The 24,334-nt window shown below is 42.6% G+C and carries 18 protein-coding genes; 10 read left to right on the top strand and 8 right to left on the bottom strand.

What is annotated here, in order from left to right; all coding sequences use genetic code 11:
* Positions 1–261: 261 nt before the first annotated feature.
* Positions 262–1,332, bottom strand: a complete 1,071-nt coding sequence (gene pyrC, locus J5X94_RS03890) for a dihydroorotase (RefSeq protein WP_026037065.1) — start codon at positions 1,330–1,332, stop codon at positions 262–264.
* 352 nt (positions 1,333–1,684) lie between these two features.
* Between pyrC and J5X94_RS03885 the strand changes: the two genes are divergently transcribed.
* Entirely contained in the window at positions 1,685–2,923 is a 1,239-nt protein-coding gene (locus J5X94_RS03885) for an argininosuccinate synthase (protein WP_010196371.1), read from the top strand.
* Positions 2,924–3,036: 113 nt separating this feature from the next.
* On the opposite strand, the gene J5X94_RS03880 is transcribed toward J5X94_RS03885, so the two are convergent.
* Entirely contained in the window at positions 3,037–4,254 is a 1,218-nt protein-coding gene (locus tag J5X94_RS03880; protein WP_210540222.1) for a hypothetical protein, read from the bottom strand.
* Between the two features lie 140 nt (positions 4,255–4,394).
* Here J5X94_RS03880 and J5X94_RS03875 point away from each other — a divergent pair, with 140 nt between their 5' ends.
* Positions 4,395–4,910 (top strand): L,D-transpeptidase, encoded by a 516-nt coding sequence (locus J5X94_RS03875; protein WP_210540220.1) that lies wholly within the window; start codon positions 4,395–4,397, stop codon positions 4,908–4,910.
* A gap of 145 nt (positions 4,911–5,055) precedes the next feature.
* On the opposite strand, the gene J5X94_RS03870 is transcribed toward J5X94_RS03875, so the two are convergent.
* Positions 5,056–6,639, bottom strand: a complete 1,584-nt coding sequence (locus tag J5X94_RS03870; protein WP_210540218.1) for a CYTH and CHAD domain-containing protein — start codon at positions 6,637–6,639, stop codon at positions 5,056–5,058.
* Between the two features lie 239 nt (positions 6,640–6,878).
* Between J5X94_RS03870 and J5X94_RS03865 the strand changes: the two genes are divergently transcribed.
* A complete protein-coding gene (locus J5X94_RS03865) occupies positions 6,879–8,111 on the top strand; it encodes a DUF4349 domain-containing protein (protein ID WP_210540216.1) in 1,233 nt (410 codons plus the stop codon).
* A 171-nt stretch (positions 8,112–8,282) separates the two neighbouring features.
* On the opposite strand, the gene J5X94_RS03860 is transcribed toward J5X94_RS03865, so the two are convergent.
* The gene (locus J5X94_RS03860) at positions 8,283–9,869 is read right to left on the bottom strand and encodes an isocitrate lyase (protein ID WP_189580155.1); all 1,587 of its coding nucleotides are present in this window, start codon (positions 9,867–9,869) and stop codon (positions 8,283–8,285) included.
* Between the two features lie 783 nt (positions 9,870–10,652).
* Between J5X94_RS03860 and J5X94_RS03855 the strand changes: the two genes are divergently transcribed.
* Together J5X94_RS03855 and J5X94_RS03850 are read left to right on the top strand one after the other, a co-directional pair.
* Positions 10,653–11,642, top strand: coding sequence for a LysR family transcriptional regulator (locus tag J5X94_RS03855; protein ID WP_010196381.1), 990 nt, complete (start codon positions 10,653–10,655; stop codon positions 11,640–11,642).
* Between the two features lie 392 nt (positions 11,643–12,034).
* Positions 12,035–13,408, top strand: a complete 1,374-nt coding sequence (locus J5X94_RS03850; protein ID WP_210540214.1) for an NAD-dependent succinate-semialdehyde dehydrogenase — start codon at positions 12,035–12,037, stop codon at positions 13,406–13,408.
* 289 nt (positions 13,409–13,697) lie between these two features.
* Here J5X94_RS03850 and purN read toward each other — a convergent pair whose 3' ends face one another.
* The gene (purN, locus tag J5X94_RS03845) at positions 13,698–14,390 is read right to left on the bottom strand and encodes a phosphoribosylglycinamide formyltransferase (protein WP_210540212.1); all 693 of its coding nucleotides are present in this window, start codon (positions 14,388–14,390) and stop codon (positions 13,698–13,700) included.
* Positions 14,390–15,439 carry a phosphoribosylformylglycinamidine cyclo-ligase gene (purM, locus tag J5X94_RS03840; RefSeq protein WP_210540210.1) on the bottom strand — a complete coding sequence of 350 codons (1,050 nt, stop codon included), beginning with the start codon at positions 15,437–15,439 and terminating at the stop codon, positions 14,390–14,392. Before purM ends, purN begins: the two co-directional genes overlap by 1 nt.
* Before the next feature lie 350 nt (positions 15,440–15,789).
* Here purM and J5X94_RS03835 point away from each other — a divergent pair, with 350 nt between their 5' ends.
* The 3 genes from J5X94_RS03835 to J5X94_RS03825 all read left to right on the top strand — a co-directional run bounded on the left by J5X94_RS03835 (position 15,790) and on the right by J5X94_RS03825 (position 18,801).
* Positions 15,790–16,893: an AI-2E family transporter gene (locus J5X94_RS03835; RefSeq protein WP_010196390.1), complete on the top strand. Its 1,104-nt coding sequence runs from the start codon at positions 15,790–15,792 to the stop codon at positions 16,891–16,893.
* A 325-nt stretch (positions 16,894–17,218) separates the two neighbouring features.
* Entirely contained in the window at positions 17,219–18,022 is an 804-nt protein-coding gene (gene hda / locus J5X94_RS03830) for a DnaA regulatory inactivator Hda (RefSeq protein WP_010196392.1), read from the top strand.
* Between the two features lie 71 nt (positions 18,023–18,093).
* Positions 18,094–18,801 (top strand): DUF2057 family protein, encoded by a 708-nt coding sequence (locus J5X94_RS03825; RefSeq protein ID WP_201593682.1) that lies wholly within the window; start codon positions 18,094–18,096, stop codon positions 18,799–18,801.
* A 123-nt stretch (positions 18,802–18,924) separates the two neighbouring features.
* Here the strand turns inward: J5X94_RS03825 and J5X94_RS03820 are convergent, their stop codons facing one another.
* On the bottom strand, positions 18,925–19,410 hold the full coding sequence (locus tag J5X94_RS03820) for a Dps family protein (RefSeq protein WP_210540207.1): 486 nt from the start codon (positions 19,408–19,410) through the stop codon (positions 18,925–18,927).
* A gap of 240 nt (positions 19,411–19,650) precedes the next feature.
* Complete coding sequence (locus tag J5X94_RS03815; protein WP_010196398.1) at positions 19,651–20,310, bottom strand: YcxB family protein; 660 nt, start codon at positions 20,308–20,310, stop codon at positions 19,651–19,653.
* A 439-nt stretch (positions 20,311–20,749) separates the two neighbouring features.
* Here J5X94_RS03815 and serS point away from each other — a divergent pair, with 439 nt between their 5' ends.
* The gene (serS, locus tag J5X94_RS03810) at positions 20,750–22,036 is read left to right on the top strand and encodes a serine--tRNA ligase (protein WP_210540206.1); all 1,287 of its coding nucleotides are present in this window, start codon (positions 20,750–20,752) and stop codon (positions 22,034–22,036) included.
* A gap of 250 nt (positions 22,037–22,286) precedes the next feature.
* Positions 22,287–24,284, top strand: coding sequence for a transketolase (gene tkt, locus J5X94_RS03805; RefSeq protein ID WP_210540204.1), 1,998 nt, complete (start codon positions 22,287–22,289; stop codon positions 24,282–24,284).
* Positions 24,285–24,334: the final 50 nt, after the last annotated feature.

Below are 24,334 nucleotides of genomic sequence, written 5' to 3'. Positions count from 1 at the left end.
CTAGCATCTACATTGCTTAATGAGTTGTCGTTCGGTAAGGCGGCATCGTTTTTAGTGGTCATATCAGGTTAAATCGCTTTTATCAGTCGTATTGTTATATTGAATTAGAAATGAGTATCCCATGAAATCAACCGCTCCTTCAGTACAAAGGCATTATTGATATCATAGGATAAAATAAAGAGGTTGCTTTATAAGTGCTATGTTTGGTAAATGCTATTTTTTAAAAGTACTGTTTTTTATAAGTGCTATGCTTTACAAGTACTATGCTTTGATAGACCAAGGCAGCGTCTCGCCCGCCATAAGCGGGGTCAATGATGAGCCATCAAAATAAGGGTAGCCTGCGGGTACTTGCATAGGCGTTTTGATTAGGGTAATCGTGCTTTCATTAACTGGCAAGCCATAGAATTGAGCACCAAAGCGACTCGCAAACCCTTCTAACTTGTCTATTTTACCAACACTATCAAAAGCGGTGGCGTACAAAGGCAAAGCAGTTGCCGCACTATAGCAGCCAGCGCAGCCGCAAGCCGCTTCTTTTTTATCCGTTGCATGTGGGGCAGAGTCAGTGCCCAAGAAGAACTTTGGATTGCCACTGGTGGCGACATCTAATAAGACTTTTTGATGACTTTCGCGCTTTAAGATAGGCAAGCAATAAAAGTGTGGTTTGATGCCACCAACCAACAGATGGTTGCGATTGAACATCAAATGCTGCGGGGTGATAGTAGCTGCAATGTGATTGCCTTGCGCCAAGACAAAGTCAGCCGCATCACTGGTAGTAATGTGCTCCATCACAATCTTTAACGTCGGGAATTTGATGATAATTTGTGCCAATACCTCATCTAAGAAGCGTTTTTCGCGGTCAAAAATGTCCACATGGTTTTGTGTCACTTCGCCATGCAACAGTAGTGGCAGGTTGTGCCTTTCTAACGCTTCAAAGACATCCACACAGGCGTTGATATCAGTGACACCATCTGCAGAGTTAGTGGTGGCGCCAGCAGGGTAGAGCTTGACTGCTTGGACGATACCTGACTGTGCTGCCATTTCGATATCTTGCGCCGTCGTCCGATCTGTTAAGTATAACGTCATGCGCGGGTCAAATGCTGCTTGGCGCTCTGCAGCCAAATCGCTAGCTTGTAGATGCTCCATGATCCGCGCACGATAGGCACGCGCATCGTCGACATTTTTGACAGGTGGTACTAGGTTTGGCATACAAATAACACGGTTAAAACTACTGGCTGCATGCGGTACGGTAGTGGCTAAGGCGCTGTCATCACGGAGGTGAATGTGCCAATCATCTGGCTGAAGGATGGTCAATTCGGTCATTGAATCAGTCATAGTGTCATCGCGCTCTATATCGTCATTTATGGGAATAAAAAGAAATGATGCTGTGTGGCTATAATAACAGATTTGCCTGCGCGACTAAATATGCGACTAAATATGCGACAAGATATCTATATATCATTTATGGGTCATTGTGCATTTACCAAGATGAATGAGAGTTTTATGCACATAATGGCGTGAGACGATAAGCAAATGAATACCAAAAGCTAGCACCTTGTGGCAGTTACACTTTTGCCGATAGTAAATATGATGTACACTGAGCAAGCAATGTATCTTTTGATTGATTCTTAGCGTCTTTTACCCTTAGCATAGTTCACACAGTCAATTCTCATAATAGGAGTTATTCATGGCTCAGCTTGATCCAAAAAATATTAATAAAATCGTACTGGCCTATTCAGGTGGTCTTGATACCTCAATCATCGCAAAATGGCTACAAGTAACCTATGATGCCGAAGTGATTACCTTCACTGCTGATATCGGTCAAGGCGAAGAAGTTGAGCCAGCACGAGCCAAAGCTAAAGCCATGGGCATCAAGCACATTCATATCGAAGACTTGCGTGAAGAGTTTGCCCGTGATTATGTATTCCCAATGTTCCGTGCCAACGCCATCTATGAAGGCGAGTATCTGCTAGGTACTTCTATTGCGCGCCCATTAATTGCCAAGCGTTTGGTTGAGATTGCCAAAGAGCACAACGCCGATGCGATCAGCCATGGTGCGACTGGTAAAGGTAATGACCAAGTACGTTTTGAGCTTGGTGCAGTTGCCTTGTCTCCAGACGTTGTGACCATTGCCCCTTGGCGTGAGTGGGATTTATCAAGCCGTGAGAGCTTGATGGAATATGCCAAAGAGCATGACATTGCCATCGACTATGCAGGTAATAAGAAAAAATCACCTTATTCTATGGATGCTAACTTACTGCACATCTCTTATGAAGGCGGTATCTTAGAAGATCCTTATGCCGAAGCAGAAGATGATATGTGGCGTTGGTCGGTCAGTCCAGAGCAAGCTCCTGATGAAGCACAGTATTTAGAGCTAGAATATGAAAAAGGCGACATCGTTGCTATCGATGGCGAGCGGCTCAAGCCTTATGAAGTGATGATTAAGCTCAACGAAATCGGTGGCAGTCATGGTATCGGACGTTTGGATATCGTAGAGAACCGTTATGTAGGCATGAAGTCACGTGGCTGCTATGAGACGCCAGCAGGTAACATTATGCTAAAAGCGCATCGCGGTATTGAGTCGCTAACGCTAGACCGTGAAGCTGCGCATCTAAAGGATGAGCTGATGCCGCGCTATGCAAAAATCATTTATAACGGCTATTGGTTCAGCCCTGAGCGTATGATGCTACAGGCGTTGATTGACAAATCACAAGAGTATGTCAACGGTACCGTTCGCGTGAAACTATATAAAGGTGCTGTGAGTGTCGTCGGTCGTAAATCAGACGATTCACTATTTGATGAAAAAATCGCTACCTTTGAAGATGATGCTGGTGCGTATGATCAAAAAGATGCCGAAGGTTTCATTCGTTTGAACGGATTACGTTTGGCGATCGAAGCCAGCCGTGGTCGTGATTTATCTAAGTAAGTTTGCTGGGCTATTTTTATAGCTAAGTGAAAATTTAAATCGCAAAAAAAGCAGAGGCCTATATTAATAGTGCCTCTGTTTTTTTACGGCTGATTTTTTATGGTTATTTTTGTCTACTCAGTTTTTGCAGTGTCTGCAATGACAGGCTCATCATCGTCTACTTTTACGATGGCCACATCTTGCTGCTGACGTTCTTCGAGGAGGCCTTGCTCTATGACCTCTTCTGTTGCAAGGATAGCACCATCAGATTTTTGGCTTTGATATTTGAGAGTGGCGAGCGCACCAAGAATACCGATGACGACAAGAATAATGAGAATAACGGGGTTTTTCCAAAGCGGTGTTGAGGTCTCATACTCAATCGGTTTTTCACTGATCGTTGCTGGTGTGTTGTCATTATTGCCACCGATTAGCCCCAAGCTAACCAATGGTGGTTTCGGGGGATTGGCAGGTTCAGAGTTTACGCGCAGACGGTTTCGGCTGAGATAGATATCCGAGATTTTAGCCAGCTGTAACAACCAGCGCTGGTGGGGTAACGCAATTGCCTGCATTTCTACAAACACCAACATGTCATTATGGCGGCCTTGCTGCAAATTATCAGGTGAGCGCCCGATGGCTTTTAGGTAGTTGCCAGTTGCCAATTGCATGTCTTGCACAGGATCATGATTTTCAGGTTTGAATGCTGTCAGCTCGTACCAGTAAGTATCAAAAGCTGGTGGGGCACTTGGCAGCTGTTCCATGTTTAATAAATGTGGTTCTGTGCTATCTTGTGCATTTGGGGCGTTTTCGGCTGCTAAAGTGTTTGTCTCAATTGCTGCAAAACGTGTTGCGGATAAAAACTGTGGTTGTAAGGCGAACCATTTATTAATTTCATCATTATCGAGTTGACTGTATTCTGCCAAGATAGCCAGCTCACGGAGTACAATCACACACAAAGCGGTGAGTAAAATTTGTGCTTGTTGCGTCGTTGCGTCAATTTTTTCTGCAATACGATCGCTTGCCTTTATGACACGGGCATTATCGCTAAATACAGCATCTGCTGCATCGTGACGATGGTACATTGTGGCGTTAATGGTTGCAAAGTTCATTGAGTTATACTGTCGTAACTCTTTAACAGCACTACGACTAAATAGCTTTTTGCTGACTGATTGTCCCTGATAACGCTGCTGATAGGCGAGCAGCGCACTTACGATGGCTTGTAGACTGGCATCCATCCCTAAGCGAGCTTGCGGTAGAGAGAGCTGTGCAGCATCGGCCAAAAGTGACAGCATCGGCTGGGTATCATGATATAAAAAATCATACATCGACACACGTGTCGGTGAAATAGTCGTCATAATCTGCTAGCATCAAAAAGTGTGCCCCTATATTACGGTGCCAAATGTCTTGATACAATCCCTTGATAATAGAAATTTTCAATCATTTTGCTAATAACCTTGATAGTAATCTGATGAATGACTGATAGTCGGAAGCATTTATGACCAATAATAAGACGCTTGATAAACAACTAGTTATTAATATCGCTGAGCAAACATTAACGATGTATCAGCAGCAAACTGTAGTTGTACAATATGTGGTCTCCACTGCAAAGAATGGCATAGGTAGTCAACAAGATAGTGGCTGTACGCCGCTAGGGAAGCACGTGGTGGCAGAAAAAATAGGCGGGAGTGAGCCTATAAATGCTGTGTTTATAGGGCGTGTTCCTACAGGAGAAGTGTATAGTGCGGATTTTGGCGTATTACATCCTGAGCGCGACTGGATACTGAGCCGTATTTTATGGTTAAGCGGTCTTGAGGAAGGCGTTAATAAAGGCAGAAACAGCAAAGGCAGCTGTGATACTTATCAGCGCTATATCTATATCCATGGCACACCAGATACTGAACTAATGAGTACTCCACTATCACATGGCTGTATACGTATGCGTAATAAAGATATTGTAGAATTATTTGAGCAAGTAGAAGAGGGCATGCCCGTTACGATCGTTGTTGATTAGGTCGTGTTGCGTACAAATTTAGCCATGGCGCTGATAGACACTATTTAAATACGATAAAAAAAGACAGCCAGTTATATAACAAGCTGTCTTTTTTATGGAGTGGTTTTACTTTATGAAAGCAGTATCCGTCTTAAAAATAATATTACTACTGCCAAAACGTTGAGCTGTCCGCAAATTTTGCTAAACGTGCGTCAATATGACTTTGGTCATCAGTCAGTATGGCTGCAAACCAACCCGCGCCATATAAAGCATTAGCATCTGTTGTTGATTTTAGATTGTAGAGCTGTTGATATTGATTATCATCGTTCAGTTGTTCTAACGCTTTTTGCGCTTTTATCAGCCGTTTTAGCCAACGTTTGGTTTTCTTCTTAGCTTTTTTCTTACTTAGTAAAGGTACGGAGAATTCACTGATGTAACGCAAATCTCTTAACTGATTGAGCAACTCGCTTTCAGGTTGGTCATTATGAGCGATGTCTTCGTCTACATCATCGCTCATAAGCTCAGTAACACTTACTTCGTCAGTTTTTTTATTGGTTTTAAGGCATTTTTTATATTGTTTGGAGAGGACTTTTCCCATCTTATCACGGGCAAGCTGATCAGTCTGAGGTTCAATGCTGGGATCGCTCATGGTAAAGGCAATCAGCTCTAATAGCGTTATTTGAAAGTCATTGGCTTGCAGCGTATTAATGGGTGTAATTTTAATATTCTCGATATCTGTCGTCCAGTCAACGGCAGGCGCGCCACATGCTTGTAGCTCAGGTTCGATCTGTGCATTGATATAAGAAAGCTGATAATAATCGCTAAGTAAGTTCGCAGTTTGATTAAGTATCGGCAGCCATTCAGGGTTAATTTCATCAGAGAAGTCGACAAATACTTTCAACGCAGTACGCAAGCGATCAATACCAATCCGTAATTGTAAAGTATGATTATCATCTATGCTGCCAGCGACGATAGCACTACTATTTGGTAGTATCTGCAATAAGCAATTGTGTACTACCGCACGTATAAAGGCAGGTGCACTGCTGTCTTTGTCTATTTGCAATTGACTTAGGTTTGCGTTGACTGCAGGACTGTGGCTCTGCTCATTAATAAGTAAGCCGCCATTTTCGGCTTTGGTGACGGTAGATAGACACAGCTTATAGCGCTTGCACCATGTTTTGGCAGTCGTAAATAGAAAATCTAAATCTCCTGACACCAATTCAAACTCTATTTCTCGAATGGCTTTGCGCCGAGTTTCATCAGTACCATGAATAATTTCTCCCTGATCATAAGCCATTTCGATACAATTATCGGTTTCATCCTCATTACTTTCTGTTAGCAACCGCGTAGTGCGCTCGACGTCAGTAACATAAAGTCGTGTTAGCGTCTTTGTTAGCTTTTTGAGTTTAAAATCAGCCAATGCCTCAGCGATTGGAGTGTCTTCATATATTGTCAAATCAGGCATGAGCTCATGATTATCGAGCATCGCTTGTACCTGTTCATTGTCCAATAAAACATTATGCTCTAAGCGCGCCGCAATCCCATCACCACCCGCTTTGATAGTCTGTACCCATGTATCGCCTTCTTTGCGAATGCGCAGGCCTATACTTGCTTGTGCAAGCTGCTGGTCAGGCGTATCGTAATAGTGTGCCGCCAGTTGCAGTACTTGTGACGATTTGACTTGGGCTTGACGCATCAAACCTTTTAACCGCGATTCTGGCACCAAAAACTTCAGCTCTATTTCTTGCATCGTATTTTCCTAGTCAGGTAATCAAATTTCGATAATCATAGTCAGGTATTAGTGGTTCGATAATTATAGTTCGAGAATCATAGTCAACTGACTAACATCGTATGAAAGCTGCCTCACAATGACAAGTGAAATTTTGACAGTTTGCATGCGTTTTATCCTTAGCAATATACTTTTGGCAAATAATCATTATAATCAAGGCAAGGAATTAAACAAAAGTAAGACAAAATGGAGTTACAGCGATGAAAACGAGACTAAAAAAGACAGGGGCTTTTTCTGTAAGACAAGCCCTCAAATCAAACACGTTAGCATCGGGTTACATTGACTCCATCTTCCAAACGGTGACTTGGGTTAAAGTATGTAGCGTTATAGCCTTGACTACTATTATCGCTAGTGGCTGCAGTCAACAAAATGAGGAATATGAATCTGAACAAAGTAGTGCTGAGACCGAATATGTGGCTACGGAACAAGCGATTGAAGAGATAGCGGATCAGGGTGCTGATATATCAGATACCAATAATGAAGACTTACCTAAATTACAATTACAAAACCTATCTAATGATAGTGAGCAAACCCTTAACAGCCAAGCGGCTGATATAAAAATAGCAGGTAAGACCTTACTTATCAACGCGGCAGCTGACTTTAAAGTAGAGGATGTGGTAGAGAGTAGTAGCGCTATTGAAGGTTTAACCTATCAGCAAAAGGGTTACGTTGCATCAAGTCATATTAGCAATCGGGAGCGTGATAGTCGTGGTTTTGTGCAAGGGGATAAGAACGTTGTTTTGACAACCTATTATCGACAAGCTGAGATGACCGTACGTATCCCTAGACAAAACGTGAACAAGTTCCTAAAACAAGTACAGCAGCAAGTGGCTTTTTTGAATGAACAGGAATTCTCAGCTCAAGACGTCACTTTGGATATATATCGTGAGCAACTGGCAAGTAAGCTCAATAGCGATATGGCAAAGGATCTCAGTCAAGAACGGCTTGATAGCAAAAATGATAAAGATCAAACCAGTAATGTCGATACGATCACCGCCACCTATGCGGCTCGGCAACAGCAGGAATATGCGCAGTTAGAGCAAATGAATATTGCGGATAGAGTGAAATACAGTACGATCAACTTAACCTTTACGCAACCGGATATCAGCTATAAAGAAACGACGCAAAATATAGATCTACTGATAGACGCTGAACGTCCAAGCTTTAACGCACAAGTGGGTCAGGCATTCAAAGAGGGTTGGGAGATGTTAAGAGAAGTCGCCATCACTTTGATTAGACTATGGTGGCTTGTCGTATTAGTAGGGGTGTTTTATATGGTTTATAGACTTATAAAAACACTGTATCGCACATTTCGTAGAAGTACTAGGCGTATGAACCACGCCAAGCTCAACGCAAAACTCAACGCAAAACGTAGGTCTGAGATGAAAGCTAAGGGCAATAGCCATACTGATGACCGTCATTCTAACGATTAAAGCGCGTTTTCTATCGAGAGTCAGTTTTTGAGATGCTTGTTATTCAACTGAGTTTTTGATTGTATTCTTTATAGTGGGTAACGTCTGCCCATAAAAAAGCCGCCCTACATGATGTAGGGCGGCTTTTTTTATAACTTTTACTGATAAAAATTACTTACAAAGTGTCGGTTATTAGAACTGGTTCATTGTGTTCTTGCCGCCACCAGCTTTCAGAGCATTATCGCCTGAGAAGATTTCTTTGTGATCATCGCCAAGGTCAGAACCTGCCATTGCTTGGTGCTTAACACAAGAGATGCCTTCACGGATTTCTTTACGTTGTACGCCAGCAGCATAAGCAAGCATACCTTCTTCACCGAAGTAGCCTTTAGCAAGTTCATGAACGCTAAGAGCAGTCGTATGGTAAGTCGGTAGAGTGATTAAGTGATGGAATACACCAGCTTCACGTGACGCGTCTTTTTGGAAGTTTTTAGCCGCTTCATCAGCCGCTGCATCCAATTCAGTACCGTCATAATCAGCGCTCATCAAGTCATTCTTGTTGTATGCTGAAACGTCTTTACCAGCTTCTTCCCACTCTGCAATAACTTGCTTACGGAAGTTTAGCGTCCAGTTGAACGATGGGCTGTTGTTATAAACAAGCTTCGCTTTTGGTTGCTCTTCTTTAATACGATCAACCATCATTTTGATGTGTTCAACGTTTGGCGTAGGCGTTTCGATCCATAGTAGATCAGCACCGTTTTCTAGAGCAGTTACGCAATCAAGTACAACGCGATCGATGTTGGTGTCTTCACGGAATTGATACAAGCCGTTTTGCAAGCGAACAGGGCGTACTAATTTACCGTTGTGTTTAAGCAGGCTGTCATTTTCTAGAGCATCTTCTAGCGTTACTTCTTCCATTTCGATAAAATCGATATATTTAGAAGCAAGATCGCCTGGCTCATTTGATACTGGGATTTTTTGCGTGAGTGACGCGCCTTCAGAGTCAGTACGAGCAACGATAACACCGTCTTCAACACCAAGCTCTAAGAATGCATAACGAATAGCATTTATCTTAGAGATGAAGTCTTCATGCGGTACAGTTACTTTACCAGCCTGATGACCACATTGCTTAGCATCAGATACTTGGTTTTCAACCTGAATAGCACAAGCACCAGCTTCAATCATTTGCTTAGTTAGCAAGTAAGTCGCTTCTTCGTTACCGAAACCAGCATCGATATCAGCAATGATTGGCACAACATGCGAATCAAAGTTTTCGATTTTTTCTAGAATGGCTGAGGTGTCTTGGCCGGCTTCTTCAGCAGCGTTTAGCTCACGGAAATAGTCATTCAATACTTTAGCATCAGCTTGACGTAAGAACGTATAGATCTCTGCGATTAGCTTAGGTACTGACGTTTTTTCGTGCATTGATTGGTCAGGTAGAGGACCAAACTCAGAGCGTAATGCTGCTACCATCCAACCTGATAGATAGATGTAAGTTTTAGCAGTAGTACCAAAGTATTTTTTCTTAGCATACATCGTTTGTTGTGCAACAAAACCATGCCAAGCACCTAGAGACTGAGTGTACTGAGACGTATCGTTGTCATAGTCTTCCATGTCTTGGCGCATGATTTTTGCAGTATACTTTGCAATATCTAAACCGGTTTTGAAGCGGTTTTGTGCCATCATACGTGCAGCATCAGTTTCGCTGATATTTTGCCAGTTACCGTGTTTTTGCTTTAATTCACGTACTAGATCGATCGCTGACTTATAAACAGTTGACATATATAGTCTCCTTGGTGGGGTGTAAAAACGATAAAAATTAAGTGATAAAAAATGATTACGACTGTCTGTTATTAAAAGAAATAGAATAAGATTTTATTAACGTTATCGACATCTAATAAGAATGGACATCACTAAAAAGGATGGATGGTTATATTCGCCAAAAATAAATGTCTATCAAACGTAGATCCACTTACCCTAAACAAACCTATCTATAAACACAAGGAATTTGCTGAACTCAGCAGTTGACAAATTGTCTGGTACAGGGCGATAACTTTGCGCTCATTCAGTATGTTTTATAGACTGCCAAAACAATTATAGAGTTGTGATTTCATAATTGGCGATGAGAGGTGTTACAATAATCAATGATGCTATCGTCCAAAAAATATAATCGTCTAAAAGTTAATTTAATAGTATTGATGGTCAATTCATTATGTTTTGCTATCGATATAGACCATTAAAATATAGTGTTGGTCAGTAAGGCTTATAATCAGCATCTCAACCGACAGTTTCTTGCTTACATGATGACTTGTCTGTGTCACTTACTATAACTGCCTTACCAAGATTTATCTAATTTATGATAGTTATCTTGGGTATTTTATTTAGTTATAATATATAAAAAACAATGTCTTATGATTGCTGGTTTGCGTTATAATTGGCAAATACTAGAAAATTTTAATCAAAAAAACAACGATATTGTGCGGTTCTAGAGAATAAATCTCTATGACAGCATTAAAAATACCAATATTTATAATGGTATTTATTCTAAGGCAAAGAGAAATATATATGAATTTGCAGCGGGTTGATTTAAATTTATTGGTACATTTAGATGTATTGTTACGAGAAAAAAACGTGACACGTGCTGCCGAGCAGCTTGGCATTACTCAACCTGCTATGAGCAATATTTTACGGCGTTTACGTAAACTATTTAACGATCCATTACTGGTACGTTCCTCAGAAGGCATGACACCAACTGAGCGCGCGCTTGAGCTACAGCCTCGTATCCGCGAGATATTGGCTGACTTGACCCAAGTTCTAGAGCCACGTACCGAATTTCGCCCCTACAGTACCTCACGTGTCTTTCGTATCATGACCTCAGACTATGCAGAGGCGACCTTAGTACCCAAACTGGTAAAAGCATTACGGTCTGAAGCGCCCAATGTTATCTTGGATTTCTTGACGCCATCTGATGTCTCTTATCGCGATATGGAGCAGGGGCGCGTGGATTTGGCCATCAACCGCTTTAATGAAATACCGCAAAGCTTTCATCAAGTGTTGGTCTGGCGTGATACTTTTAGCTGTTTGTTGTCTTCTGACAGCCCTTATGCCAACCGCTTCAATCTCAAAAATTATCTAAAAGCGCAACACGTTTGGGTGTCCAAAACTGGGATGGGTGTAGGGTTTGGGGTCAACCCAGAAAAATCTGGCGGGTTAGGTTCTATCGATCAAGCACTGCAACGTTTGGGACAAAAGCGCCAAATCAGCGTTTTTACCCGTCATTACCAAATGCCGGCTATGCTGGCAGCCAATAAAGATTTGATCGCGACATTGCCCACCCGTGTGGCAAAAATGCAGGCCAACAACGACAGTATAAAGATGGAAGAACCACCATTTTTTATCCCTGAGTTTGAGCTAACCATGGCGTGGTCACCTTTATTACAGCATCATCCAGCACATAGATGGTTGCGCCAGCTTATCATGCATGTGGCACGTCAAATCGTTGACGAAGAAGAAAATCCACCGCAAGATATTCCTATTATTAATCACTTGTTTTAGTTGATTTTTAGGCAACTATCCAATCAATACAATCAGATATTGAACTGCTCAGAATACCGTTATCGAGCTCGTATTTCGTCCAGACCATGAACCAGCCTTATAATTAGGCTGGTTTTTTTTGTTTAGTTTTTCTAAAAACGATTATTCAATATTTAATTATTTATTAATAAGATAGTCACACTATTAACATCTTCAACACACTTCACAATATATTGTAAAACTCTTCGCCGATTACCTTGTTATTATAGCTGCAGATGGAAGACGACTTACCGACATGTCGTTCTATCAGCGTGACAACTAAATAATTACAAGTCACGACTACACTGAAAGTCACGACTATACTAAATATATAAAATTCAAATATATAAAACCAAATAACAAGGGCAGCAATTATGTCAGACATCACTACTATCAACCCAACCACGGGCGAAGAGATCAAAGATTACGATTACATGAGCACGGATGAGGTCAACAAAATTGTTGATGCCTCACACAATGCGTTTTTAGAATGGCGCAAGGTGAGTCACGAAGAACGCGGTCGTGCTATCAAATCTATTGGCGATAAGCTGATGGAATATAAAGAAGAGCTATCTAAGCTAATGACCGAAGAGCGTGGCAAGCTTTATAGCCAGAGCTTACAAGAGTTGGACCTGTGTAAAGCAATCTGTGATTATACGGCTGAAAATGGTGTTGCTTCTTTAGCGGACGATGTACGTGATATCGAAGGTATGAAAAAAGGTATCGTATCGTATCAGCCTATCGGTATTATCTACGGTATGCAGCCTTGGAATTTCCCAGCATATCAGGTATTTCGTTACACCATTGCCAACTTGATGGCAGGTAACAGTATTCTACTAAAGCATGCGTCTAATGTGACGGGTTCAGGCTTACTAATAGAGAAAATACTTCACGAGTCTGACTTACCAAGCGATTTGTTCCGCACTATTATCATTGATCATGATCAATCAGAAGCGTTGATTGGACACGATAAAGTACGCGGTGTGACATTGACTGGTAGTGACTCAGCTGGTGCTATCGTTGGACAACAAGCTGCTAAAGCGATCAAAAAAGCCGTGTTAGAGCTTGGCTCAAATGATGCATTTATCGTATTAGAAGATGCTGATATAGAAGTGGCAGTAGAAACTTGTGCTCAAGCTCGCTTGATCAACAACGGTGAAACTTGTGTGGCTGCCAAACGCTTCATCGTAGTCGATAGCGTGTATGATGAATTCCGTAAGCGCATCGTCGAAAAATTTGAAGGCACAAAAGCTGGTGACCCAATGGATGACAGTTCAGACATCGGTCCTCTAGCACGTATAGATTTACGAGAGCAGCTCCACGATCAAGTAGAAAAGAGTGTGGCTAAAGGTGCAACCATCGCTGTTGGTGGTACAGTTCCTGAAGGTAAAGGCAGTTTCTACCCAGCAACCATTCTAGAAAATGTGCAAAAAGGTCAGCCTGCATATGACGACGAATTGTTTGGTCCTGTCGCGTCACTCATTCGTGCCAAAGACGAAGAAGATGCTATGCGTATTGCCAACGACAGTCGCTACGGTTTAGGTGGTGCTATTTTCTCTAAAGATGAAGAGAAAGCCATTCGTTTAGCACGTGAGCAATTCGACACAGGTATGATTTACATCAATGGTTACGGTCTTGCCAATCCTGCACTGCCTTTTGGCGGCGTGAAAAACTCAGGTTATGGTCGTGAGCACGGTGGCTTTGGTGTGAAAGAGTTTGTCAACATCAAAGGTGTTCATGTATTTTAAGAATACATACCAACATGCTTATGATTGTTTATATTTTTAAAATATAAATGGTCATTAAATAAAAAAAGCCCAGTTACTCGTTATGAGTGACTGGGCTTTTTATTGTGTTATGGTCAGTAAAAAGCAATATCGATACATCACGTACTGCTGATATCAATTTTTCTTGCTTGCTGTGCCTGTGCAGATAGAGGCTGCAAAAAATTAATATCAGCAGTAGCGTAGCGTTTTTGGGGTATTTTGACTATATATAAATTGCGTTATAAAAAAATGACTCAGAAAACTGAGTTTTTTATACGTCTATAAATAGTTGTAAAGGCAAAGCTGGCAAGTAAGTTGTAGCCTTTGACGAGATGTTGTCTACTTCTAGCGATAACACATTTTTTGCTAACAGTAAAATCGTCCACGGCAGTAGCTGGTGTTCAAGCTTCTGTACTCTTGACTGTAAGCTTTCTACTGTGTCGTTAATATTGACGTTCAATACCGCTTGGGTTAACACTTGACCTGCATCAAGCTCAGCGGTGACGACATGGATACTACAGCCATGATGACGTTCACCCGCTTGCAACACTCGTTGATGAGTATCTAACCCCTTATAAACAGGCAGCAGAGAAGGGTGAAGATTGATCATCGGTGCTGGTGCATTATCGATAAATGAGCCGCTCAGCACTCGCATAAATCCAGCCAAAACAATTAAGTCAGGTTGCCACGCCGTTAATTGGGCACTAGCATGGCTCTCAAAGGTTTTGATAGCCATGCGCTTACCGCTATCAGTGTGCGATAACACGGCGACAGGTATGTTGGCTTGCTCAGCACGCTTGATAGCGTAGGCATCTTCACGGTTGCTGATGATACCTACTATTTCAATCGGTAGCGTGCCTGCTTGCATCGCATCTATTAAGACTTGTAGATTGCTACCACTACCTGATACTAGCACGGCAATACGTAACGGCTTGATGGGTTTGCTTGATTGATCAAGGGACATTAACGGTATACCACCGCGTCGGCTTCACGATTGATCATCTCACCCAATTTCCAAGCATTCTCACCAGCATCATTTAATGTTTCAATTGCCTTGTCAGCGTGCTCTTTAGGCACGACAATCACAAAACCAACGCCACAGTTAAAGGTGCGGTACATCTCACTTTGCTCAATATTACCTTGGGTTTGCAACCAAGTGAACAGCTCTGAAAACTGCCAGCTATTGGTATCGATGCTAGCGGCTAGCGTTTCAGGCAATACACGCGGTAAGTTATCCGTTAAGCCACCACCAGTAATATGCGACATGGCATGAAGGGCTGAACTGCCAAGGGTATCTTGTAGGGCTTTAATGGCTTTGACATAGATGCGTGTCGGTGCCATCAGCGCGTCTTGAATAGATTGACCATCTAACTGCTCATTGCTGCTAGTGACGTCAATACCGCTGACTTCGATGACTTTACGTACTAGTGAGTAGCCATTAGAATGCGCGCCGCTTGAGGCAAGAGCGATTAAAACATCGCCTTCTGCGACATTTTCGCCAGTGATGACTTCCGCTTCTTCGACCACGCCCACACAAAATCCAGCAAGATCGTAATCATCGTCTTGATACATGCCTGGCATCTCAGCGGTTTCGCCACCGATAAGTGCACAATTAGCCAGCTTACAGCCTTCGCCAATACCAGTGACGACAGTTGCCGCTACGTCAACATCAAGCTTGCCTGTTGCATAGTAATCTAAAAAGAATAAAGGCTCAGCACCGCACACCAATAAATCGTTGACACACATCGCTACCAAGTCGATGCCGATCGTCTCATGACGATTCAGCTGTAAGGCAAGCTTGAGCTTAGTACCGACACCGTCAGTACCAGAGACCAATAAAGGTGAGGTGTAACCTGTTGGAATACGGCACAACGCGCCAAAACCACCCAACCCACCCACGACTTCAGGACGAGTCGTGGCTTTTGCTACGGACTTGATTCGTTGCACCAATGCATCGCCTGCATCGATATCAACGCCGGCATCTTTGTAGCTTAACGAAGGCTTGTCACTCATAGTCATCTCACAGTTGGGGAATATAATTAGAATTAAAAGGTAAAGTAATTGATTATGCAAAAATCAAGGTTATAAGGTTTGAAGATAGTGGGCGCATTATACCTAATAATAGACCTCACTCGCAAAGCAACTTGCCAATATTCGGCTAAGATTAGAGATAAGCAGTAAATTAAACGCTAAGAAACAAAAAATGACTGCTTTTTTTATCTACTCTGCGATAATAAAGTACTTAGAATCAAAGCACTTAGAATTTATAGACGTAAAGATAACCAGACAGTTATTTGGTAGCAATAAAATTGTCTTTTTAACGCTAAGTTATCGATATCAGCTTACTTGTAGGATAGCCCTTAATGATCAACCAATCGATTGACCCTTTTTTTCGGCGTTTATTTATCGTCGTCGCGCTTATCATCACCTTCGTTTTGCTGTATTTAATGCTACCAGTCATTCTGCCGTTCGTTTTTGCTTTTGTGCTCGCTTACTTATTCAATCCGCTGGTCAAGCGTCTCTCGAAATACATCAAACGCTGGATAGCCATTATTATTGTCTATTCTACCATTACCTTGGGGATGGTACTGCTGCTTTGGTGGTTGATACCAACATTATGGCATCAGCTACAAGCGGCTTGGGAATATTTGCCTAAAGTGTTGAGCTGGTACAATGAGGTAGTACGCCAGTGGTTGATCGCCAATACCAATATTCGCTTACCCCTACTAGAAGCGAAGGGCGTTTCTGAAACGTTGGTTGAATACCTGCAAACGCACTATAAGTTCTCTGATGCCAGCTCGATGATGAGTCAAGTGCTTGCTTCGAGTATGAGTTTTATCAATAATGCAGGATTGATTGTTTTAGTGCCCATTTTGACCTTTTATTTCTTGTTCAATTGGGACAAACGCCTGCAGATGTGGAAGATGGCGATTCCAGCACCATACTGCAAAAAAGTCATTGGTATTGCCCAAGAGTGTGATCGGGCATTGATGGCGTTTATCAAAGGTCAGTTGTTGGTGATGGTCTTATTGGGTGCCATTTATGCCGTACAGTTACAACTTATTGGGCTGGAGCTAGGTCTTATTATCGGGATGGTGGCTGGTATCGCCAGCTTCGTACCTTATCTGGGCTTTGGTATTGGTTTTATCGCGGCAATTATCGCTTGTTTGTTCCAGTTCGGCTTAAATTGGACATATCTGTCATTGATCGTTGGTGCATTTCTAGTAGGACAAGCCGCAGAGGGCTATATCCTACAGCCTTTATTATTAGGTGATAAGATTGGATTGTCACCATTATGGGTCATATTCGCGGTACTAGCTGGCGCTAGCCTATTGGGTTTCGTTGGTATGCTTATCGCGCTACCAGTATCCGCGGTCATTAACGTATTATTCCGCCATCTGTACAGTTATTATCTCTCCACGGACTTTTATAAAGGTCGGAAGCAGTTGGTGTTATTTAAAAAATAATGAACATTTTGTCATTGAAAGTTGATAAATTTACTAGATAATAAGCATGATGCTTGGGTTCAATAAATCATGACTGACAAAGCTTAGTAAGTAAAAGACTTGTCAGTCATTTTGCAAATATGTTATATATAGGCGCAGTAGTAGCGGTAATAGCCGTTACTATGATGGTTTTGAGAAGCGTCGTCAGTTTTGATAATTGTCAGGTTAGACTAAGCTTGATTGAAACTTCAAATCTGTTTAAGCGTTTTTGATTAAGCCTGTTTAAAAGTTACTGAACCTTTTTCCTTTTCTACCTATTGCGCTACGCAAACCGAGTTGATGATTCATGGCAGAAGCCCAGCTAAGTCTCAATCTGGACATTAAGCATGATGCGAGTCTCAGTGACTTTGCCGGTCCCGGTTGGATGTCGATTATTGATGCAGTGCGGCAGCTACATGTCGGCCTGATTGGTCAGTTGTACCTGTTTGGCAGCCCCGCTACTGGCAAATCCCATTTACTATCCGCTATTTGTGAGTCTTTCATTGAGATGGACAAATCTGCGATTTGTTTGTCACTCAACGAATTGATTCATGCCGATGTCCACGTGCTCTCATCTTTAGAGAACTTCGACCTTATCGCAATCGATGATTTGGAAGTGCTGGAGCAGAGCAGTCAATGGCAAGAAGCCTTATTTCATCTCATTAATCGCAGCCGTGAAGGTCAGCGCCAGTTATTATTTGCCGCCAATAAATCTGCCACTGACTTACCGTTTCAGCTGACAGACCTGCTCACTCGTTTGGCACAAGCGCCTACTTTTAAAGTACCAAATGGTCACGATCTCGCTGATCGTCAAGCCTTGTTGCAGTCTATCTTGCGTCGTCGCGGTTGGCAGTTTGATGAGCGTATTATTGATTATCTACTTACCGAAGGGCCGCATCGTATCGGTGCCATGATGGAGGTGCTCAATTACATCCAGCCGATGTTCTCAAACTTAGGGCGTAGTAATATCTCTAAGGCGGTAATCAGTGATGCCTTGCGTACGATTGATGAGCAAACGCTGGCGGCGGAGCTTGCAGATATTGCCCAAGAAACGCAAGTGGACAATGATGCCGCCAGTCAAGACCAACATACGATGCCACTCGATTTTTAATATTCAAAATGTAATTTATTTTATTCAAAATACCGCTGTTATCAATGCCTTTATTATCAATGGAACCACTTATGAAAACCAATGCTTCTTTACTAAAAAAACTGACCATTAGCACCTTACTAATTAGTGCAGGATCGGTGTCTATGCTCTCACATGCCGCTGTTACTTTGCTCGTCGATGACTATATCAAAGTGACCGCCATCAATGGTCAAGAAGTTCAACAGAGTGCCTTTCAGCCATTGACAAAAAAATTCACTTTGCAGCCTGGTCAGCACGCTATCACCGCGAAATATGACCGACTGTATCAGTTACCTCGTGACGAGCATGATTATCTGCGTTCAGGAAATATTAGCGTGACAGCAGAGTTGGCAGACAATCAGACATACCGCTTGACCATGCCCAATCAACCAGAAAAATATGAAGCAGCCAAAGAGTATGCGGATCAACCAACCCTCGCAGTGCAGCAGAACAATACTATTGTCGCTAGTCAAAAAAGCATTGCAAACAACGACGGTGGTTTATTTGCTGGATTGGGCAAAGCGATAGGCGGTGTATTTGGTGGTAGCACTGATGCAGAATTACAAAATCAGCGTGCGATTGCGGCTATTGGTCAGCCATCAGTCACTACCCAAAGCAACGTCAGCATAGCGCCAACGGCTCCTGTTAAACAGGCTACGAGTGTGAATACCTCTACCAACACGTTAGATGTATTTATGCAGGTTTGGCTACAAGCAACCCCTGCAGAGCGCGAAAAAATGCGTCAGTGGATTCAACAGTAAATCAATACTCTATAAAGCATTGATAATAAGAAAAAATTATTGATAATAAAAAAGCACCCATATCGGGTGCTTTTTATTGTTCTACATTTGACTATTATTTAAATTATCGTGATCTGATTGTTATTAACCCAAAAAAGCGTTGTACATCCAGATCAGCTTTTCTTGCTCTTGCACATAGGCATCTACGAGGTCGGCGGTGCCTTGATCTTCGCTTTCTGCTGCCAACGCTGATACTTGACGTTGCTCTGTAATTAAGGCTTGTAACCCAGTGACCACGCCTTTGACACAGCTTGTGCCATCTTTAACGTTTTTGTCTTCACTGATGCTAGTGTGCTGCGTAAAATCACTATAAGCGTGGAGTGGCGTACCACCCAAAGTTAGAATACGTTCAGCGATTTCATCAATTTGAAGTTGTAGTGACGTATATAGCTCTTCAAACTTTGGATGCAAGGTGAAGAAGTGCTCACCTTTTACGTTCCAATGGTAGCCACGTACGTTTAAATAAAACACGTGATACGTTGATAATAGATTATTTAATTGTGCGATGACTTCGCTCATGTCTGCTTTTTCTAGGCCGATTTGGTTAGTAGCGTTATTAGAGTTACTCATAATATTATCCTTATAGTGTGAGTGTGGTTATACGGGATTAAATAAAGAAGAGTAGTGGTTCTAGTCAATCAATATACAAAATATATCAATGTAAGCTCTATCTCTTCCTTTGATGCTTATAATAATAGCAAACTATTATTAATAAGTTAAATTTAATAAATGTAATTTTACGATTGGTTTTATAAAACCAACGTAACTCTCTCTACCATGCATACAAATGCTAAAGAGACCGGACTGTCATTATGCTGGTGGTTGTAGATTCTCAGGGTTTAATCCTTTAACGGGGATCACCTCTTGCAAATGCTGACGTACCGTATCAATAGGAAATTTTTGTGCTTGTAGACGTTTAGGGACAATCTGACTGCCTTGTTGACCTTTCATCTCAAACATCATAAAGATATAGTCGTCGGTCTCATCCCAGCTTTTGATCGCAGTCCAAGGTATAACGGCTTGTTGAGTGTTGCTCGCGCGCATTTGCATGCCACGCATTTGTGAGTTTTTCATCATATCAGGTTGATTGACGGGCATTGCCATCACTAAGCCATGCTTTTGTACACCCAACTTCATCTGGCGCATTTCATCTGGCATCTCTTGATCCGCCACTTGTTTTTCAAACTCTCTTTTAACGTACCATTTAAAACCTAAAGTGCGAACCAACAGATAGACCACTACTGAAACCAACATGACCCAAAAGATAATCGTGGAATAGCCGGTGACAAAGATTAACCCTGCAATGGCTAGTACCACCACCACCGCCATAATGATCCACTCTTTGGTCTTTAAACTTGATAGACCAAATGAAGGGCTGGCACTGGCAAACAGTTCATACTGTGCTTGGTGAAATTCAGCCTCAGTCAGGTTTAAGGCGACAGGTTGGAGCGTGTAAGGATACAGAGCCATAAAGGTTTCTCAAATACTTGTGTTAAAAGTGTTGGATTTAAATCGCCAAAGTGGAGCAGCTATGCGGTACTTGGCTGAAAATGTAAGAAAGGTATGCGCTTATCTTACCGAAAAGTATTCCTAAATGAAACATATAAGCAGGTCTGTTCGCTGATAGACGCAATATTAATGGCATTAATAGAGAGGGGCGAGGCTTATTGGGGTAAGCTGAACGTTAGGCCATGTATTTAAGACAAATGTGATTTTCTATAGATAATAAAAGTAATAGATGAGAACTTAGTCAAAAGTAGCCAAAACATGGTCAAATCTGCTGCGTCTTGGTATTATAGCGTCTACAAGATATATTGATGCAAAACATAGCGGCGCAAGCATTAAGCAATTATTATATTAATAATATTTTTAACCCTTTTACTCACCTTTAGTGTTACAGGCAACTATTATGATTGATCCGAAACTCTTACGCGGCGATTTAATCGACTTACAACAGCAGTTGGCCACTCGTGGTTATGCACTTGACATGGATTTTTGGCAAACGGTTGAGTCAGAACGTAAATCTTTGCAGATCAAAACTGAAGAGTTGCAGTCGCGCCGTAACGCAGGTGCTAAGCAAGTAGGCGCGCTGAAAAAATCAGGCGAAGATGCCAGTGAGCTCTTGGCTGAAATGCAAAGTGTCAGCGGTGAGATTAAAGCGGCTGAAGATGAATTGCGCACTTTGCAGGAACGCATCACCAAAGCTGGCATGCAAATTCCTAATATTCCAGCAGCCGATGTGCCAGTGGGTACCTCAGAAGACGACAATGTAGAAGTGCGCAAGTGGGGCACGCCGCGTACGTTTGATTTTGAGATTCAAGATCACACTTATATTGGAGAGACACTTGGTATGCTGGACTTTGAAGCCGCAACCAAGCTGACTGGTAGTCGTTTTAATGTGCTAAAAGGACAGTTGGCACAGATGCATCGCGCACTGATTCAATTTATGCTCAATACCCATACTATGAAGTACGGCTATCTTGAGACCTATGTGCCTTATATTGTGAATTCAGACAGCCTCAAAGGTACGGGACAGTTGCCAAAGTTTGAAGATGATTTGTTTAAATTGAAAAATCACACAAACAATGAAGACATGGACTTTTATTTGATTCCTACCGCCGAAGTACCAATGACCAACTTGGTACGTGGCGAGCGTTTGGACATTAGCGAGCTACCACTTAAGTTTACCGCGCACACGCCTTGTTTCCGTAGTGAGGCGGGCTCTCATGGTCGTGATACCCGTGGTTTGATTCGTCAGCATCAGTTTGAAAAAGTTGAGATGGTCAATATTGCCACGGCTGAGCAGTCTGATGAGTTGCTAGAAGCAATGACTGGACAAGCCGAATATATCTTGCAGCAGTTAAACCTACCATACCGCACGGTTCAGCTATGTACGGGTGATATGGGTTTTGCAGCACAAAAGACTTATGACATCGAAGTATGGTTACCGAGCCAAGATACTTACCGTGAAATCTCTAGCTGCTCTAACTGTGGTGACTTCCAAGCACGCCGCATGGGCACACGTGTCAAAGACGGCAAACAAACTAGCCTAGCACACACGCTAAATGGTTCAGGCTTGGCAGTTGGTCGTACGCTATTAGCCATCATGGAAAATCATCAAAACGCAGATGGCAGTATCACCATTCCAGAAGTATTACGTCCGTTTATGGGCGGTGCTGAAACCATCTTAGCTTAAATGATTATTTTGCTGTAATGATTTACAACGTATTACTATGGGTATTTTGACAAATTGATATAAATTACTGTGAAATACTCACCGCTAAGCCATGCCATTTTTTGGCGTGACTTGCATCAAATATGTTAATATTGCACTTTGATTTTATAGCCAACACGGTAAGGGCGCATTTTGCGTCCTTATTTTATTACCCTTTGAGTAAACTCTCCTCTTATCAGCCATACCCCTCATTTGAATATTAGGACACTCTATGCCAGCTCCAATTAGCGAACGTAAATTAGCCAATGCCATTCGTGTACTGTCGTTTGACGCGGTACAAAAAGCCAACTCTGGACATCCAGGTGCTCCGATGGGCATGGCTGATATTGCTGAAGTTCTGTGGCGCAAGTTTTTGAAGCACAACCCAACCGATCCACAGTGGCACAACCGTGACCGCTTTGTATTGTCGAACGGTCATGGCTCAATGCTTATTTACTCATTGCTACATTTATCTGGCTATGATTTGAGCATCGATGATCTGAAAGGTTTTCGCCAATTGCATTCAAAAACCCCAGGTCATCCTGAGCTTGGCTATACACCAGGTGTCGAGACAACTACTGGTCCACTAGGGCAAGGTATTGCCAATGCCGTTGGTTTTGCAATCGCTGAAAAAACCTTAGCCGCACAGTTCAATCGTGAAGGCCATAACATCGTTGACCATAACACCTACGCATTCTTAGGTGATGGTTGCTTGATGGAAGGTATCAGTCATGAAGTTTGTTCATTGGCTGGCACGTTAGGTCTTGGCAAGTTAGTATTCTTCTATGATGACAATGGCATCTCAATCGATGGTAATGTCGAAGGTTGGTTCACTGATGATACGCAAGCGCGTTTTGAGTCTTACGGCTGGCAAGTAATTAAAGTCGATGGTCATGATGCCGATGCAATCACGCAAGCAACTGAGCAAGCGCTAAAAGAGACTGCTAAACCAAGTCTTCTGATTTGCAAAACCACAATTGGTGCTGGTAGCCCGAACAAACAAGGTCTAGCAGCCAGTCATGGTGCACCACTTGGTGATGACGAAATTGCCTTAACTCGTGATGCACTGTCTTGGAAGCATGCGCCATTTGAATTAGATGATGAAATCTATGAAGCATGGAATGCTAAAGCCAAAGGCGACGTCCAACAGAAGAACTGGGATGCGGACTTTGACGCTTATAAGAAAGCCTATCCTGAACTGGCGTCTGAGTTGTTACGCCGTCTAAATGGTGATTTGCCTGCTGACTTTGATAGTCAAGCACAAGCCTATATTCAACAAACGCAAGAAGCGGGCGGCGATGTTGCTAGCCGTAAAGCCAGTCAAAATGCCATCAATACCTTACAGCCATTATTACCAGAATTGCTAGGCGGTTCAGCGGATCTGGCTGGCTCGAACTTGACGCTATTCAAAGGCGCTAAAGGCATCGAAAAAGACGCTGACGGCAACTATATCTATTATGGTGTGCGTGAGTTCGGCATGACTGCGATTGCCAATGGTATCGCGTTGCATGGCGGCTTTATCCCTTACGTAGCAACGTTCCTAATGTTTATGGAATACGCACGTAACGCGGTACGCATGGGCGCACTCATGAAGCAGCGCGTCATCCATGTCTATACGCATGACTCTATCGGTCTGGGTGAAGATGGCCCAACGCATCAGCCAGTTGAGCAGTTGACTAGCCTACGTACCACGCCAAACCTACGCACATGGCGTCCGTGTGATGCGACTGAATCTGCAAGTGCTTGGGTAGAAGCAATCAAGTCTGAAAACAACCCATCAGCATTGATCTTTAGCCGTCAAAGCTTGCCACATCAAGCACGTGATAGCGAGCAAGTAGCGAACATCACCAAAGGTGGTTATGTACTTGCGAAAGAGCAAGGCGAGCTACAAGCCATCATCATCGCTACTGGTTCAGAAGTTGGCCTAGCGATGGAAGCATATGAAGCGTTAAGCGCAAATGGTGTTGGTGTCCGTGTGGTGTCTATGCCATGTGCAGAGATTTTCGTAGAGCAAGATGCTAGCTATCGTGAAGCGGTATTACCAAGCAATATCCGTGCCCGCGTAGCAGTAGAAGCGGCACATGTAGATTACTGGTATAAGTTCGTTGGTCTAGATGGCAAAGTCATCGGTATGACCACTTATGGCGAATCTGCTCCTGCAGATCAGTTATACAAAGAGTTTGGTATTACGACTGACGCTGTGGTTGAAGCGGTGAATAGTTTGGTGTAATTTTGAACTAAAAACCTTTTTTAAGACAGCACATATAAGATAGACTGAAT

Origin of the sequence: Psychrobacter sp. K31L (assembly GCF_017942195.1) — a bacterium.
Classification (GTDB): Bacteria; Pseudomonadota; Gammaproteobacteria; order Pseudomonadales; family Moraxellaceae; genus Psychrobacter; species Psychrobacter glaciei.
Note: the sequence above shows the minus strand (reverse complement) of the source record. Positions and strands in the feature narration are given on the sequence as shown.